The organism is Verrucosispora sioxanthis (genome assembly GCF_010560025.1).
Lineage (GTDB): Bacteria > Actinomycetota > Actinomycetes > Mycobacteriales > Micromonosporaceae > Micromonospora > Micromonospora palythoicola.
Genome location: NZ_SAIY01000005.1, coordinates 89,677 through 102,544 on the forward strand (window position 1 = coordinate 89,677; position 12,868 = coordinate 102,544).

12 protein-coding genes and 1 pseudogene are annotated in these 12,868 nt (G+C 68.3%); 8 read left to right on the forward strand and 5 right to left on the reverse strand.

Translation table 11 applies throughout. The annotated features are described in order from the left end of the window. The first annotated feature begins 109 nt into the window (after positions 1–109). The 6 genes and pseudogenes from ENC19_RS16255 (at position 110) to ENC19_RS16280 (ending at position 7,187) form a co-directional block, all read left to right on the forward strand. The gene (locus tag ENC19_RS16255; RefSeq protein ID WP_164448029.1) at positions 110–1,882 is read left to right on the forward strand and encodes a condensation domain-containing protein; all 1,773 of its coding nucleotides are present in this window, start codon (positions 110–112) and stop codon (positions 1,880–1,882) included. Further along, positions 1,879–3,618 (forward strand): condensation domain-containing protein, encoded by a 1,740-nt coding sequence (locus ENC19_RS16260; RefSeq protein WP_164448030.1) that lies wholly within the window; start codon positions 1,879–1,881, stop codon positions 3,616–3,618. Before ENC19_RS16255 ends, ENC19_RS16260 begins: the two co-directional genes overlap by 4 nt. Further along, entirely contained in the window at positions 3,615–4,628 is a 1,014-nt protein-coding gene (locus ENC19_RS16265) for an ATP-binding cassette domain-containing protein (protein ID WP_166458698.1), read from the forward strand. Before ENC19_RS16260 ends, ENC19_RS16265 begins: the two co-directional genes overlap by 4 nt. Then, entirely contained in the window at positions 4,612–5,373 is a 762-nt protein-coding gene (locus ENC19_RS16270; RefSeq protein ID WP_164448031.1) for an ABC transporter permease, read from the forward strand. The genes ENC19_RS16265 and ENC19_RS16270 overlap by 17 nt, the downstream gene beginning before the upstream one ends. A gap of 68 nt (positions 5,374–5,441) precedes the next feature. Continuing rightward, positions 5,442–5,710 (forward strand): annotated as a pseudogene (locus ENC19_RS16275) (transposase); the annotation flags it as partial. A gap of 397 nt (positions 5,711–6,107) precedes the next feature. Beyond that, positions 6,108–7,187 (forward strand): trypsin-like serine peptidase, encoded by a 1,080-nt coding sequence (locus tag ENC19_RS16280; RefSeq protein WP_164448032.1) that lies wholly within the window; start codon positions 6,108–6,110, stop codon positions 7,185–7,187. Positions 7,188–7,260: 73 nt separating this feature from the next. On the opposite strand, the gene ENC19_RS16285 is transcribed toward ENC19_RS16280, so the two are convergent. From ENC19_RS16285 to ENC19_RS16305, 5 genes are all read right to left on the reverse strand, one after another. Beyond that, complete coding sequence (locus ENC19_RS16285; RefSeq protein WP_164448360.1) at positions 7,261–8,124, reverse strand: IS5 family transposase; 864 nt, start codon at positions 8,122–8,124, stop codon at positions 7,261–7,263. Between the two features lie 393 nt (positions 8,125–8,517). Further along, the gene (locus tag ENC19_RS16290; RefSeq protein ID WP_164448033.1) at positions 8,518–8,706 is read right to left on the reverse strand and encodes a hypothetical protein; all 189 of its coding nucleotides are present in this window, start codon (positions 8,704–8,706) and stop codon (positions 8,518–8,520) included. A gap of 382 nt (positions 8,707–9,088) precedes the next feature. Beyond that, positions 9,089–9,601 carry a MarR family winged helix-turn-helix transcriptional regulator gene (locus tag ENC19_RS16295; protein WP_164448034.1) on the reverse strand — a complete coding sequence of 171 codons (513 nt, stop codon included), beginning with the start codon at positions 9,599–9,601 and terminating at the stop codon, positions 9,089–9,091. Between the two features lie 73 nt (positions 9,602–9,674). Then, positions 9,675–10,082 carry a hypothetical protein gene (locus ENC19_RS16300; protein ID WP_164446304.1) on the reverse strand — a complete coding sequence of 136 codons (408 nt, stop codon included), beginning with the start codon at positions 10,080–10,082 and terminating at the stop codon, positions 9,675–9,677. Continuing rightward, complete coding sequence (locus ENC19_RS16305; RefSeq protein WP_164448035.1) at positions 10,079–10,915, reverse strand: IS5 family transposase; 837 nt, start codon at positions 10,913–10,915, stop codon at positions 10,079–10,081. The genes ENC19_RS16300 and ENC19_RS16305 overlap by 4 nt, the downstream gene beginning before the upstream one ends. A 558-nt stretch (positions 10,916–11,473) precedes the next feature. Between ENC19_RS16305 and ENC19_RS16310 the strand changes: the two genes are divergently transcribed. Both ENC19_RS16310 and ENC19_RS16315 read left to right on the forward strand, forming a co-directional pair. Next, positions 11,474–11,908 (forward strand): VOC family protein, encoded by a 435-nt coding sequence (locus ENC19_RS16310; RefSeq protein ID WP_164448036.1) that lies wholly within the window; start codon positions 11,474–11,476, stop codon positions 11,906–11,908. Between the two features lie 142 nt (positions 11,909–12,050). Then, positions 12,051–12,854: a PIG-L deacetylase family protein gene (locus ENC19_RS16315; RefSeq protein WP_164448037.1), complete on the forward strand. Its 804-nt coding sequence runs from the start codon at positions 12,051–12,053 to the stop codon at positions 12,852–12,854. The last annotated feature ends 14 nt before the right edge of the window (positions 12,855–12,868 follow it).

A 12,868-nucleotide genomic window follows, 5' to 3' on the forward strand; every position in this document is an offset into this window, starting at 1 on the left:
TCGCGCCCCAGGCCCGGCCAACAATGGGGTTTTCCCGACTACCTACGACGGAGCCGCGCGGGCGAGGGTGGGCGACAGTCACGCCGATCGCCGACGAACGGGAGACCCGATGTCCAGTCCCACGCTGGCCGACCGGATGAAGATCGCATTCGAGGGTCTCCGGGCTGGCGAAGGAGCCCTCACCTGCGGCCAGACCAACACCTGGCAGTGGATGCGAACAGACGTGTCCAATCCGATGGCCACTTTGCAGTGGAAGCTGCCACTGCCGGCCGACACCCCCGTCGCGGACGTGGTGGAGGCCTTCGCCATCCTGCTCGCCCGGCACGAGTCGCTGCGCACCACCTTTCACGAGCACGACGGGGAGATGCGTCAACGTGTCCTGCGTAGTGGGGTCCTCGCGGCCGAAATTCACCAGGTAGACGCATCCGCCGACACGGAACTGACCTCCCAGCGGATGATCGACCAGCTCCGTCAGAAACCGTTCGACCTGGTCAATGAATTACCGGTACGCCTGGCGATCGCGCTGGTCGAGGATAAGGCACTAGCAGCGGTTACCGTCTATTCACACATGGCGGTTGACTATGGAAGTATGGCCATTCTTGGTCGGGAGTTCGCCGAGCTGATCGGCACCGCCGGCAACCGGTCCGTCGGGGCCGCTCGGCACCAGCCGCTCGACCAGGCGGCGGAGGAGGCCTCGCCGCGCGGGCGGCGGCGAACCGCGGCGGCTTTGCGGTACTGGACCCAACACCTGCGCCAGATACCCCAGTGCCTGATGGCGTTGCCGCCGGTCGGCGACGGCGACGGCCCGGCCAGCGCCGCCCTGCGCTCCTCGTCCGCCACCGCCGCCCTCGACCGGATCGCCGCCCGGACACAGGCCAGTCCGGCGGCCGCCGTGCTGGCCGCGTTCTCCGCCGTGGTGTCGGTGCGAGTCGGCCAGTCCCGCTGCGTGTTCGCCTCACTGTCGAGCAACCGGTTCACCTCCCGGCTGCGCGACTACGTCGGCACACTGGCCCAGGACGGCCTCGTGGTGGTCGACGTGACCGGACCGACCTTCGATGACCTGGTACGGCGGACCAGCGCGGCCATGCTGCGAGCCAACCGCAGCAGCATCTTCGACGTGACCGAACTGGTCACCCATGCCGTCCAGATCAACGACGAGCAGGGCATGGACTTCAGCCGCGACTGCGTCTTCAACAACATCAGCGCCCACCTGCCCTCGGGTACCGACGAGACGACCAATGTCCAGTTGCCCCCGTTGGATCCCCCCGATCTGCGCTGGTCGCCCACGGCGGGGGCCGCCGAGCACAGCACTCTCACCTGGATGCCGGCGCCACCCTTTCCCAACCGCCTGGTGCTCCAGCTGATCGCCGCCCAGCCGGCTCTGGTGGTCGGCCTGAGTACCGGTGACACCCGACACGTGCCCCAGCCCGAGATCGCCGGACTGCTGCGAGGGATGGAAGGCGTCCTCGTCGCCGCCGGTGCCGGGCCGCTGCACCTGGCGGACGTGCCTGACCTCACCGGACTGACCCCGGTGCCCCGCGACAGCAACTGGGTGCGGGTGGGGGTCAGCTGGGTGCAGCTCAGTGAGGTTCAAACTCTGCTGCGCGAGGCACTCGGCACCCCGGCGTACGCGACGGCCGAACCAGACGGTGACGGGCACCGGCTGACCGCGCACCTGCTCGCCTCCGACGGCGTCCGGACCCCGCGCCAGGCGCACACGGCGTGCATGGCCCACCTCGGTGGCCGGTACGCCGTGGCCGCCCCGCACCACTACGTCCTGCACGACTCGGCTCCGACCGACCTCACCGACCTGGCGGCCTGGCGTTCCCGGCCAGTGCTGGCCCGCGGTGACGGCCGCGCATCCACGGAGGACCACCGATGACCGCCCCGAGCGAGACCGTCCGTACCATCCGCCTGCGCGTCGACGGCGACCGCGACGCGCAGGGCCCACTGACCCTCGGTCAGGCGAACGCGCTGCAATGGATCTCTGCGCTCACCGACGACCACTTCCTCGGCCTGGTGCAGTGGATTTTCAAGGTGCCGGCGGGGACCACACTCGAGCGCGCCTGCGCCGCCCTGAGCGCGCTGGTCCGCCGGTACGAGTCGCTGCGCACCACCTACCACGACGGGCCGGACGGTCCGGTGCAGCGCGTGGCGCGTACCGTCGACCTGCCGATCGAGATACACCAACGACCGGCCCAGCCGGACGGCACGACGCTGTCCCGGGAGCTGATCGCCCAGCTGCGTGCGCGCCCATTCGACCTCTCCGAAGATCTGCCGCTGCGCCTCGCCGTGGCGGTCGAGGGCGACCTGGTGCACGCGGTGGTCGCCGTCTACTCACACATGGCCGCCGACTACGTGAGCATGACAGTGCTGGGCGAACGCTTCACCGGGCTGCTCACCGGGACCGTGACCGACGGGGACGCACCACCGCACCAGCCGCTGGACCGGGCCGATCGGGAACGTTCACCGAAGGGCCTGCGGCAGGCGGACGCGGCGCTGCGGTACTGGTCCGCAATACTGCGGCGGCGCCCCCGCTGCGTACTGCCCCGACCGACCACAGGTGTCGAGCCGTCGATGACGCCCACGCCGCGCAGCGCGGACCTGCACTCGTCACGGGCAGCCGCCGCGCTGGACCGGATCACCGCCCGCACCGGCGCGAGCCGGGCCATGGCGGTGCTCGCCGCGCTCGCCGCCGTGCTCGCCCTCCGCACCGGCCAGCGGAACGTGGTGCTCTACTCCCCCGCCGCCAACCGGCTCGGCGTGCCGCTGCGCGACTATGTCGGCACCGTGTCCCAGGACGGCCTGATCAGCCTCGACGTCGACCAGCCCGACTACGACTCGCTGGTGCGGCACGCCGGGACCGCGTTGCTGCGGGCCAACCGGAACAGTGTCTTCGACGCCGAGGCGCTGCAGCGCGCGCACGACCGCATCGCGCACGAGCGCGGCATGCCGATGGTCCGTGACGGCGTCTTCAACAACATCTCCGGCAACGCCCCGCCGGATCTGCCGACGGTAGCCACCACGGAGACCTTCATCGACTGGTGGACGCCGACCGGCTTCACCAACCTGCTGCTGTTCCACCTGGTCCGGACCGAGCAGGCGCTGATCCTGGAACTGATCACCGGGGACAACCGGTACCTTCCCGACGCGGAGATGGAGGCGCTGCTGCTCGGCACCGAACGGGTGCTCGCCGTGGCGGCCACCGGCAACGTCGCCCTGGACGACCTCGGCGCCCTCGCCGGCATCGACCCGATCCCCCGCGACGGCGACTGGCACTTCGTCGACCACAGCTGGATCCAGCTCAGCGAGGTCAACCGGGTACTGCAAGCAGCCCTGCCCGGGCCGGCCCGAGCCTTCGTGACCGACGAAGGACCCGAGGGGGCAACCGTCGTCGCCCACCTGGCCGCCGTAGCCGAGATCACCGACCCCGCGCGGGCACACCTGGCCTGCCTACGACGGCTCGTCGACTCACCCACGGCGATCACCCCACACCGATACGTCCTGCACCGGGGCGCACCCGCCGATCCGGCTGATCCGCAGGCGTGGCGGGAGCTGACGGTGCTGGCCGAGGGCGACGGCCGGGCCGCGGATGCGGGAAGCGAGGCAGGGACATGAGCATCATCGAAGCGAACGAGTTGACCCGCACATTCCGGTCCGGCCGGCAGAGCGTCGCGGCGGTCCGAGGCGTCAACCTGCGGGTCGAGGCTGGCGAGATCGTCGGCTTCCTCGGACCCAACGGCGCCGGCAAGACCACCACTCTGCGGATGCTGACCACGCTGCTCCGCCCGACCAGTGGCACGGCCCGGATCGCCGGCGCGGACCTGGCCACCGCTCCCCGCGAGGTACGCCGCCGAATCGGGTACGTCGCCCAGTACGGCGGTACCGACCCCAACGCCCTGGTCGACGAGGAACTGTTCCTGCAGGCGCGCCTCTACCGGATCCCGGTCGCACCCGCCCGGCGCCGGGTGGTCGAACTACTCGAACAGCTGGACCTCGGCGGGCTGGGTAAGCGGCTGGTCGGCTCGCTCTCCGGCGGCCAGCGCCGCCGCCTCGACATCGCGCTCGGCCTGGTCCACGATCCGCAGGTCATCTTCCTCGACGAACCCACCGCCGGCCTGGACCCGCACAGCCGCAACAACCTGTGGGAGCACACCCGCCGGCTCCGCGAGGACCACGGCACCACCGTCTTCCTGACCACCCACTACCTCGACGAGGCCGACGCGCTCTGCGACCGGATCCTCGTGATCGACCACGGGCGGATCGTCGCCGAAGACACTCCCGTGAACCTGAAGCGCCAGCTGGCCGCAGACGTGCTGACCATGGAGGTGGTCGGCGATCCGGCCGCTAGCCAACGGCTGCTGGCCGGGCTGCCGGGCGTCCGGCAGGCCGCGGTGACGAGCACGGGCGGTATCCAGGTCACCCTGGCCGACGCCGAACAGGGGATCACCGACGTGATCACCGCCCTGTCCGGCGCGGGCATCGGCGTCCGTGCCCTGCAACTGGCGCGGGCCAGTCTGGACGACGTCTTCCTCAGCCTCACCGGCCGCGAACTGCGCGACGACCCGCAAGACCAACAGTCCCCCATCCCGACCACCGAGGGGGCGGACCATGTCCCTGCTCGTTGACATCCTGCTGGTTTTTCAGCGCCACCTACGCATCTCCCTGCGCAACCCGCTGTGGATCGTCATCGGGATCTCCCAGCCGGTGGCCTTCCTGGTGCTCTACGGCCCGCTGATGACGAGCACCCTGTCGATCACCGGCGTCGCACCGGAGCGCGCCTGGCAGACCTACGTGCCGGGGGTGCTCGTGCAACTCTGTCTCTTCGGCTCCGCCTTCGTCGGGTTCGGAGTGATCGCCGAGTGGCGCGGAGGGGTGATCGAGCGGCTGCGGGTCACTCCGGTGAGCCGGGTGGCGTTGCTGCTCGGCCGGGTGCTGCGTGACGTCGCGCTGCTGGTGGTGCAGGCGGTGCTGCTGGTCGTGGTGGCGTTGCCGCTGGGCCTGCGCGCGTCGGTGCCGGGTGTGCTGGTGGCACTCGGCGTGGTCACGCTTCTCTCGCTCGGCCTGGCGAGTCTGTCCTGCGCTCTCGCGCTGACCGTCAAGAGCGAGGACACGTTGGGCCCCACCCTCAATACCGGCCTGATGCCGCTGCTGCTGCTGTCCGGGGTGCTGCTACCGATGTCCTTCGCTCCGCGCTGGCTGGACCTGGTCTCCCGGCTCACCCCTTTCCGGTACATCGTGGATGGCATGCGCAGCGCGTTCCAGGGTGAGGTGTTCAGCGCGACCGTACTGTCGACAGTCCTGGTCGCCCTGTCGATCAGCGTGCTGTCGGTGCTGCTCGGCGTACGTACCTACCTGCGGCAGAGCGCCTGACCGATGGGCGACAGCTCGTCTGTTCGACTGGCGCGACGCCGAGATCACCGACGCTGACCGGCGATGGGTTGCCGTTCGCCGCGCTTCTGACCCGCGCAATCGGCTACAACGACCGTCTCGCCTCGTGGATCGCCGAGGCCAAGGCGACCGACCTGCCCCACCTGCACACTGTCATTCGCGGTCTCGGCCTGGACCGCGCCGCTGTCGATGCCGCCCTGACCCACCCTCCCACATCGGCGGCGCCAAAGGCGTTAACACCAGAACCAAACTGATCAAGCGACAAATGTACGGACGCGCCGACTTCACCCTCCTACGACAGCGCATCCTGCTCGGCTAACCAGCACCCTCCGTCGCCACCGAATATGAGACAGTGCCGTTTTTTGTAAAGTCCCTCCCAGGGCCATTGCGTGTTCGACGGGCAGCCGCTTGAGCTGGGTGGTCGGGGCGACCGGCCTCTATGGATGATGCATAGCGCAGGTAGCACAGTCACGTCTTTCCTCATCAATGTGCTTGTCGGCATCGGGCCCGCCGGGTGGGCCCACGACATCGACGGATAAGCGGCGGATTTGGATCAGCAATAAATCGACGAACGTCTGTCTGCTTTTCGACAGCGGCCGCCCAACGGTGTCAAACCTGGTCCAAGATGGCCGCATGACCAGTCGTAGAGAACCGAAACTCGATATTGACCGGGGCAATCCCCGGTATCTCACACGACCCGAGAAGAGGGATGTTCGATGAGAGCAAGAACGATCGGCGGTCGGCGGCTAACGTACCCCATCCTGGCCCTGGCCTTGGCCCTGCCGCTGCTGACCGTCGGCCAGCCGGCGCAGGCGGCTCCGCACGCCGACGGTGACAGCATCCGTCAGGTGGGCACGGCAGTCAGCGCCGAGGCGTGGGCGGCCGGCAGGCAGCGGTACGGCGCGCGGGTGACTGCCGACGCGGCGATCGAGGCGTACTGGACGCCCGAGCGGATGCGCAATGCCAAGCCGGTCGAGGAGTCTCCCTCGTACAAGGCCGCGGCACGGCGTTTCGCCGAGAGTGGAGGGACCTCGTCCGCCGCGCCGACCAGCCGGTCCAAGCCGGTGGATGTGCCTCCGGTGGCGGGCCTGATGGGCACCCCGGGCATGTCCACGCAGGCCATCAACCCGAACCTCGGCTTTAACCACCCCACCGCCCGGTCCAACGGCAAGGTCTTTTTCAACATGGACGGCGGATCGTGGGTCTGCTCCGGCGCGGTCATCAACTCGGTCGGCTTCAACACCGTGTGGACAGCTGGCCACTGCATCCACGGCGGCCCCGGCAGCAGTCTCGCCACCAACTGGTCGTTCGTCCCGGGTTACGACGATGACCTTGCCAACCCGCGGCCGCACGGCACCTGGACGGCCCGAGAGCTGTGGACCTGGAGCAGTTGGATCGACAGCTCCAACTGGGAGGCCGACATGGCCGTGGCCATCATGAACACCCGGAACGGCGTCCGAATCGTGAACCAGTTCGGGGGCCACGGCTTCCGTACGCACCAGGGCTTCACGGTCGGCATCAACAACTTCGGCTACCCGAGCGGCGCGCCCTTCGACGGCGGCAACCTGTTGAGGTGCAGCGGCAACTCGACTCAGTCCGGGGCGCGGATCCGCATCAACTGCGACCTGACCGCAGGCGCCAGCGGCGGCCCATGGCTGATCAACTGGGATGGGAACTGGGGCTACCTCAACGGCGTCAACAGCACGCTCAACTCGTACACGGCACCGACCTTGTGGTGGTCACCCTATTTCGACGACACCGCGTCGGAGTTGTACAACTTCACCGCCACCCACTGACCGACGTCCGGTGACAGATATCTCGTCCCGGTAGTGCGCCCTTGACCTGAGAGCGTGTTTGAGATGGAGTTGATCAGGTCCTGGTGAAGGTGCGGCGGGGTTGCCGGCGGGCGGGTTGGCCGCGGGTGATGCGGCGGGTGATGCCGGCGATGGCGGCCCAGCGGATGAGGGCTGCGGAGATGGCCGGGTGGCGCTCGTAGTCGCGGGCCAGGCGGCGGCAGGCGGTGAGCCAGGCCAGAGTCCGCTCGACCACCCACCGACGTGGGTGGACGGCGAAACCGCGCTGCTCAGCGGGTTTACGGACGATCTCCAGGGTGGTGCGCAAGGTGTCGCGAGTCCAGTCGACCAGGCGGCCGGCGAAGCCCTGGTCGGCGTAGACATGCCGGATCGGGCTGATCATGTAGGCGCCCAGCAGGGCGGTCTTGGCACCGTCGCGGTCCTGCCAACTCGCGGCGAGGACGGTGACGGCGACCAGCAGTCCCAGGGTGTCGGTGACGATGAACCGCTTGCGGCCGTTGACCTTCTTCCCGGCGTCGTAGCCCCGACTGTCCCGACCCACGGTATCCGCGCCCTTCACCGTCTGCGAGTCGATGATCCCCGCCGACGGGTCCGGCTGACGGCCTTGCTGCACCCGCGCCTTGACCCGCAGCGTGGTCAGGAGCTTCTCGGTGACGCCGGCTTCTTCCCACCGGGTGAAGTACCAGTACACCGTCTGCCACGGCGGCAGATCCGCCGGCAGATAGCGCCACGGACACCCCGACCGCACCACGTACAAGATCGCGTTCACGATCTCCCGACGCGGATGCTTCTCCCTGCGGCCGTCCGTGCTCGGCTCGGGCAACAACGGCTCGATCAGCGCCCACTGGGCGTCAGTCAGGTCCGAGGGGTAACCACGACGTGCAACCACCGCGCCACCCTGCCCGCCCCGGCAACAGATGTCACGCCGCCACACCGTCCACAACAGACCTTCTCAAACACGCTCTGAGCGGGCCTTCTCCAATGGCAAATGATCGAGCGACTGGTCGCCATTGGAGGCGGCCCGCGGCGTGTGGGACGAGCTACTCGCAGAGCGAGATGCGGTTGTTATCTGTGGCGGGGCATCGGTGTGATGCAGGGCGTCGCGGCCGGGGTCCGCGCCAAAGACGGGCTGGTAATCGGGTGCGGCCCAACGAGGCCGAACATTTGCGCCCTGGTCTTCCTTTTCAACGGCGCGGGCAGGCCGTCGAACGGCTGGTCACCGCGAACGTTGTCCGCGTTGCCGGCAACTCTAAGCGGCGATTGACCGCCCGCGCTCATGGCCGCACGAGCGCGGCGGCCTGATGTACGGCCGTTACCGCTTCTGCGCTCGGTGCTTCCGGAGCAGCGCCGTGATCTCGGCGTAGTCACGGGCACCGTTCAGCTCGTTGAGCAACTCGTCTGGGCAGAGCTCATAAAGGTCGCCCCACCACCGACAGGCCCGGTTGTCCCAGATTCGGTAGCCGCCCTCAACGCCCCTCGCCACATACCTTCGCCTCGCCATCGGCAGCAAGGTAGCAATGTCGTCAGCCGACTGCATGCGGTTTGCGGCTGTCCAGTTCGCCACGCTCATCTCTCGCGTCCGGCGTCAGGCTCGGTGAGGGTCGCTGATCCTCGCCGACCGCCCGCTGACCGCATTTTTCCAGATCGTGGGCAATCGCCTGCGGTCCCTACTGCCGCCGCGACAAGCCCCCTCCGGTCACGGAGCCGGACACCCGCCACCGTGTGTGCCCTGGGGAACACAACCCGACAGTATGATCTTGGCGTCCGGATTTGCTAGCGGGGCGTCGCGGGCCGCAGCTGCGAGGCCGATAAGTCAGCGGACGGCTCGTATCGATGAGCGGAAGCGCTGAGCCCGTCCCCAGCGGCCGCTGGTGCGCGGTGCATCAGTTCGGCGTCTCACTGCGCTCATCGACTCGGGCGAGCACGCGTTCGAGCGAGTCCAGGAGTGTGCGTAGGGTGGGTGGATCGAGGTCGCTGAACCAGGCGGTGACCGCTTCGACGTCGCTGGTGTCGCGGGATGCCCAGTAGGCGCGGCTGCGCCGGGTCGCGACGAGGCGGGTGACCCGCGCGTCGTGCCGGTCGGCGCGCAGCTCAATGAGTCCTTTCCGCTCCAGGGCGTTGGCGAGCTGCTTGAGGTTTTGTCGGGTGCAGGTCAGCGCGCTGGCGGCCTCGGACAGCGACGGCGCCCCGGCCGTCTCGACGACCGTGATCAGTGCCGCCTGCTGGGTGGTGAGGCCATCCTCGCGTAGCCGCTGGTCCATCGCCGCCCGGAGCCGCGCGGCGAGGTGCAAAGTCGTGCGGAACGCCTGCACCGCCAGCAGTGACTGCTCGGAGAGATCCTCGGCCTGGTCGGGCCGCAGGCGTAGCGGATTGGGAGGATCGCTCGTCGTTGACATAGGCAATATATTACCTTATTTTCGAGCGGGAACTCGGGACGCTAGGCCCTGTTTCAGAGGGCGGTTCGGAGTGTTAGGTCCGTTTCTGGCTGAGGGTGAATACTCCGGGTTCGTCTTCGGTGAGGACGTGGCGGTTGACCATGCGTTTCAGCTTGGCGCGGGTGCCTTCGACGTTCTTCGGTGAGGGTTCGACGCCGAGGGCGAGGCAGATGCCTTTGGCGCGCATGCCGGCGGGCGCGGTGCCAAGGATGTGCAGGATCTGCTGGTAGGGCCCGCTGGCGATCGTCGGGTCGTCGGCGGTGAACTCGTCGGCGGCGAGAGTGCGCAGGGTGGTGCGGGTGGTCGCGAGGTCGGCCAGTTCGCCGTCGAGGCGGGCGAGTTCGCCGGTCAGTGCGGTGATCTGCTCGCGGAGCCGGTCGGCGCGTTGGCGTGCGGTGGTCTCCCGGTCGGTGATCAGGTCGAGGACGGTGGGAAGGTTCACCGGTGCCGCCAGGAGGGTGTGCTGGTCCCGGTCAGCCGCCGCACGATGTTCGCCGTCGACGCCCACAGGGTTCGTGACACCGAGGACTCTGGGCGGCTCTCGTACTCGCGCACGAGGCGGCGGTGCAGCATCAGCGTGCCGTTGACCTGCTCGACGATCCACCGCTTACGGATCGGCACGAACCCGGGCCGGGTGTCGGAGCGTTTGACGACCTCGACGTCGACCCCGAGGACGGCGCCGTGCAGGGCGAGGTCCTGTTTGAACCCGGCGTCGACCCAGGCGCGGCTCACCGTCGGGGTGTGTGCGACGACTTTGTCGAGCAGCCGGATGCCGATGGTGTTGTCGGTGACCGACGCCGCGGTGACCACGACCGCGATGACCAGCCCCAACGCGTCCACTGCCAGGCCCCGCTTACGCCCGGACACCTTCTTGGCCGCGTCCTTGCCGGTCGTCGCGGCCGGAATGTGGTTCGCCGCCCTGATCGACTGGGTGTCCAACACGACCGCGCTCGGATCCTCCCGACGACCGACTTTTTCCCTGGCCTGGCAGCGCAGCAGATCGTGGATCACCTGGTCAGTGCCGTCGTCACGCCACAGGGCGAAGTAGTAGTAGGTGGCCGACTTCGGCGGCAGGTCGTGCGGCAGGTACGCCCACTGACAACCGGTCCGATTCTGGTAGAAGATCGCGTTCACGATCTCCCGCAGGTCGTAGTCACCCTCACGACCAGACACCGACACCGCGACCCGCTTGGCCTTCCACGCCTGCAGAAACGGTCCAATCAGCTCCCACTGCTCGTCGCTGACGTCACTGGGATACGGTTTTCGATCACCCATGACCGGGCTAACGCCGCAGCCGCCTCACAGTCACGACCAAGACTCACATCCCATAGATCGACCTGGTGCTGTAACAACAGCGAACCCGCCGGAAGGCCGCCAACCGGACGCAATGCATTAGACCAGATCAAGTTACTGCGGACCGCCCTCTCAGGCATGTTCGCTCCCTCTGATCGTCCCCGGACCCGATCTCCGGCTCTGCGTACGCTACGAACGGGATCCGCCAGATCCGACACTCTCCGGCTTGATTCCTGCCAACCAATCAACCGTCGCCCTCAGATCGGCCGGACCAGAACCGCACGCCGGCACGCACCGTGACGCCCGGACCGTATTACAGTCCCCGGCGGCCGGGACCGCCTCCACCGCGAGCGGCGGCGTCCGATGGGACGGTTGGCACCTCTTTCGCAGATGCTTCGTCGCGGGCCCTGGTGTCTCAAAACGTGGGTAGCCTGCCTCGACAGGGATGTCGAGAACTTCCGACATCAGAAGTCCCTGTCCCGAAATGGTGACGTCGAACCGTTGACGTCGGCAAGCTGCTCGCCGAACGAAGGAGACTCTGTGTACGACCCGGCCCGCGGCTTCCCTCACGTGGTCGTCGAACTCGCCTACACGGACCCCGATCGTGCTGTCGACTGGCTGGTACGGGTCTTCGGGTTCCGGCTGCTGCTCCGGCAGCCGGCCATCGGGACCATCCGACACGCCGATCTGGACACCGGCGGTGGGATCGTCATGGTCCGGCGTACCGGCGAGCTCTACACGGTCACCTGCACCGGCGGGCACACCTGCAAGCAGATCATCGTCTGGGTCTCCGACGTCGACGAGCACTTCATGCGCTCCACGGCGGCAGGTGCCGACATCGTGCAGCCCCTGCAGGACAAGCCGTGGGGACTGCGCCAGTACCTGGTCCGTGACCTCGAAGGTCACTTGTGGGAGTTCACGAGACACCTCCGTGACGTACCGCCACGCGAGTGGGGTGCGGTAGCTATGACCTAGCCGTTCTCCGCGCAGCGCATAGCGCGGGCACCACACGTCGGCTTCTTCGGCTTCCGGTTCGAGCGGAGTGCGTCGCAGCGCGTGGCCGCACGCGCTGTCGTCGCGACCGTGCTCAGCCGCCGCGACCAAAAGGGATCACATCATGCTCTCCTCGCACACGGTCATCGTCCTGCACGCTCACCCGGACGACGAGGCAATCTTCACCGGGCTGACCATGCGTCGCCTGGCCGACGCTGGCGCCCGCGTGATCCTCGTCATGGCCACCGATGGTGCCGCCGGTGTTCCACACGTGCCGTTGTCACGCGGTGAGAGTTTGCGCAGCCGCCGTCTCGCCGAACTCGAACGTGCCTGTGACCTGCTCGGCGTAGCCAGATTGGAGGTGCTGGGCTACGCCGATTCCGGTGCGCACGGCGGCCCGTACCGGGCCGGCACCCTCGGCGCGGCGTCCGCCACGAGGGTCGCCCGACAGGTGGCCCGGATCGCCAGCCGTGAGGGTGCGACCACGCTGGTTCACTATGATCCCGGCGGCATCTACCGGCACGTGGACCACGTTCAGGTGCACCGGGTGGGCGCTCTGGTCACCCGCAGCCTTCAGCTGGCGGGATACCAGGCCACCGTGGATGCCTCAGCTCTTCGCGCGGGGCCACGTCACGTGTTGCAGCGTGCTGCCGGCGACTTGACGGACATGGGGGTGCCGGCGTCCCGGATCTCGCTCGCTGTCGACGCGGAAGGTGCCGACCTGCTCGCGAAGATGGCCGCGATGGCCACGCACGCCAGCCAGGTCGGGGCGGCAGACCTCGACCCCTCATGCTTCGCCGCAGCCTACGGCCGGGAATGGTTCGTCCGCGAGGGCCGCCTCGGCGCGCTGGACGCGCTCCTCGCTGCTTCCGCCGGACCGGCGGAAGCCACGCACCGCAACCTTCAGCTCGACGGTACGGCGATTTGAGCTGTTTCGGTGGG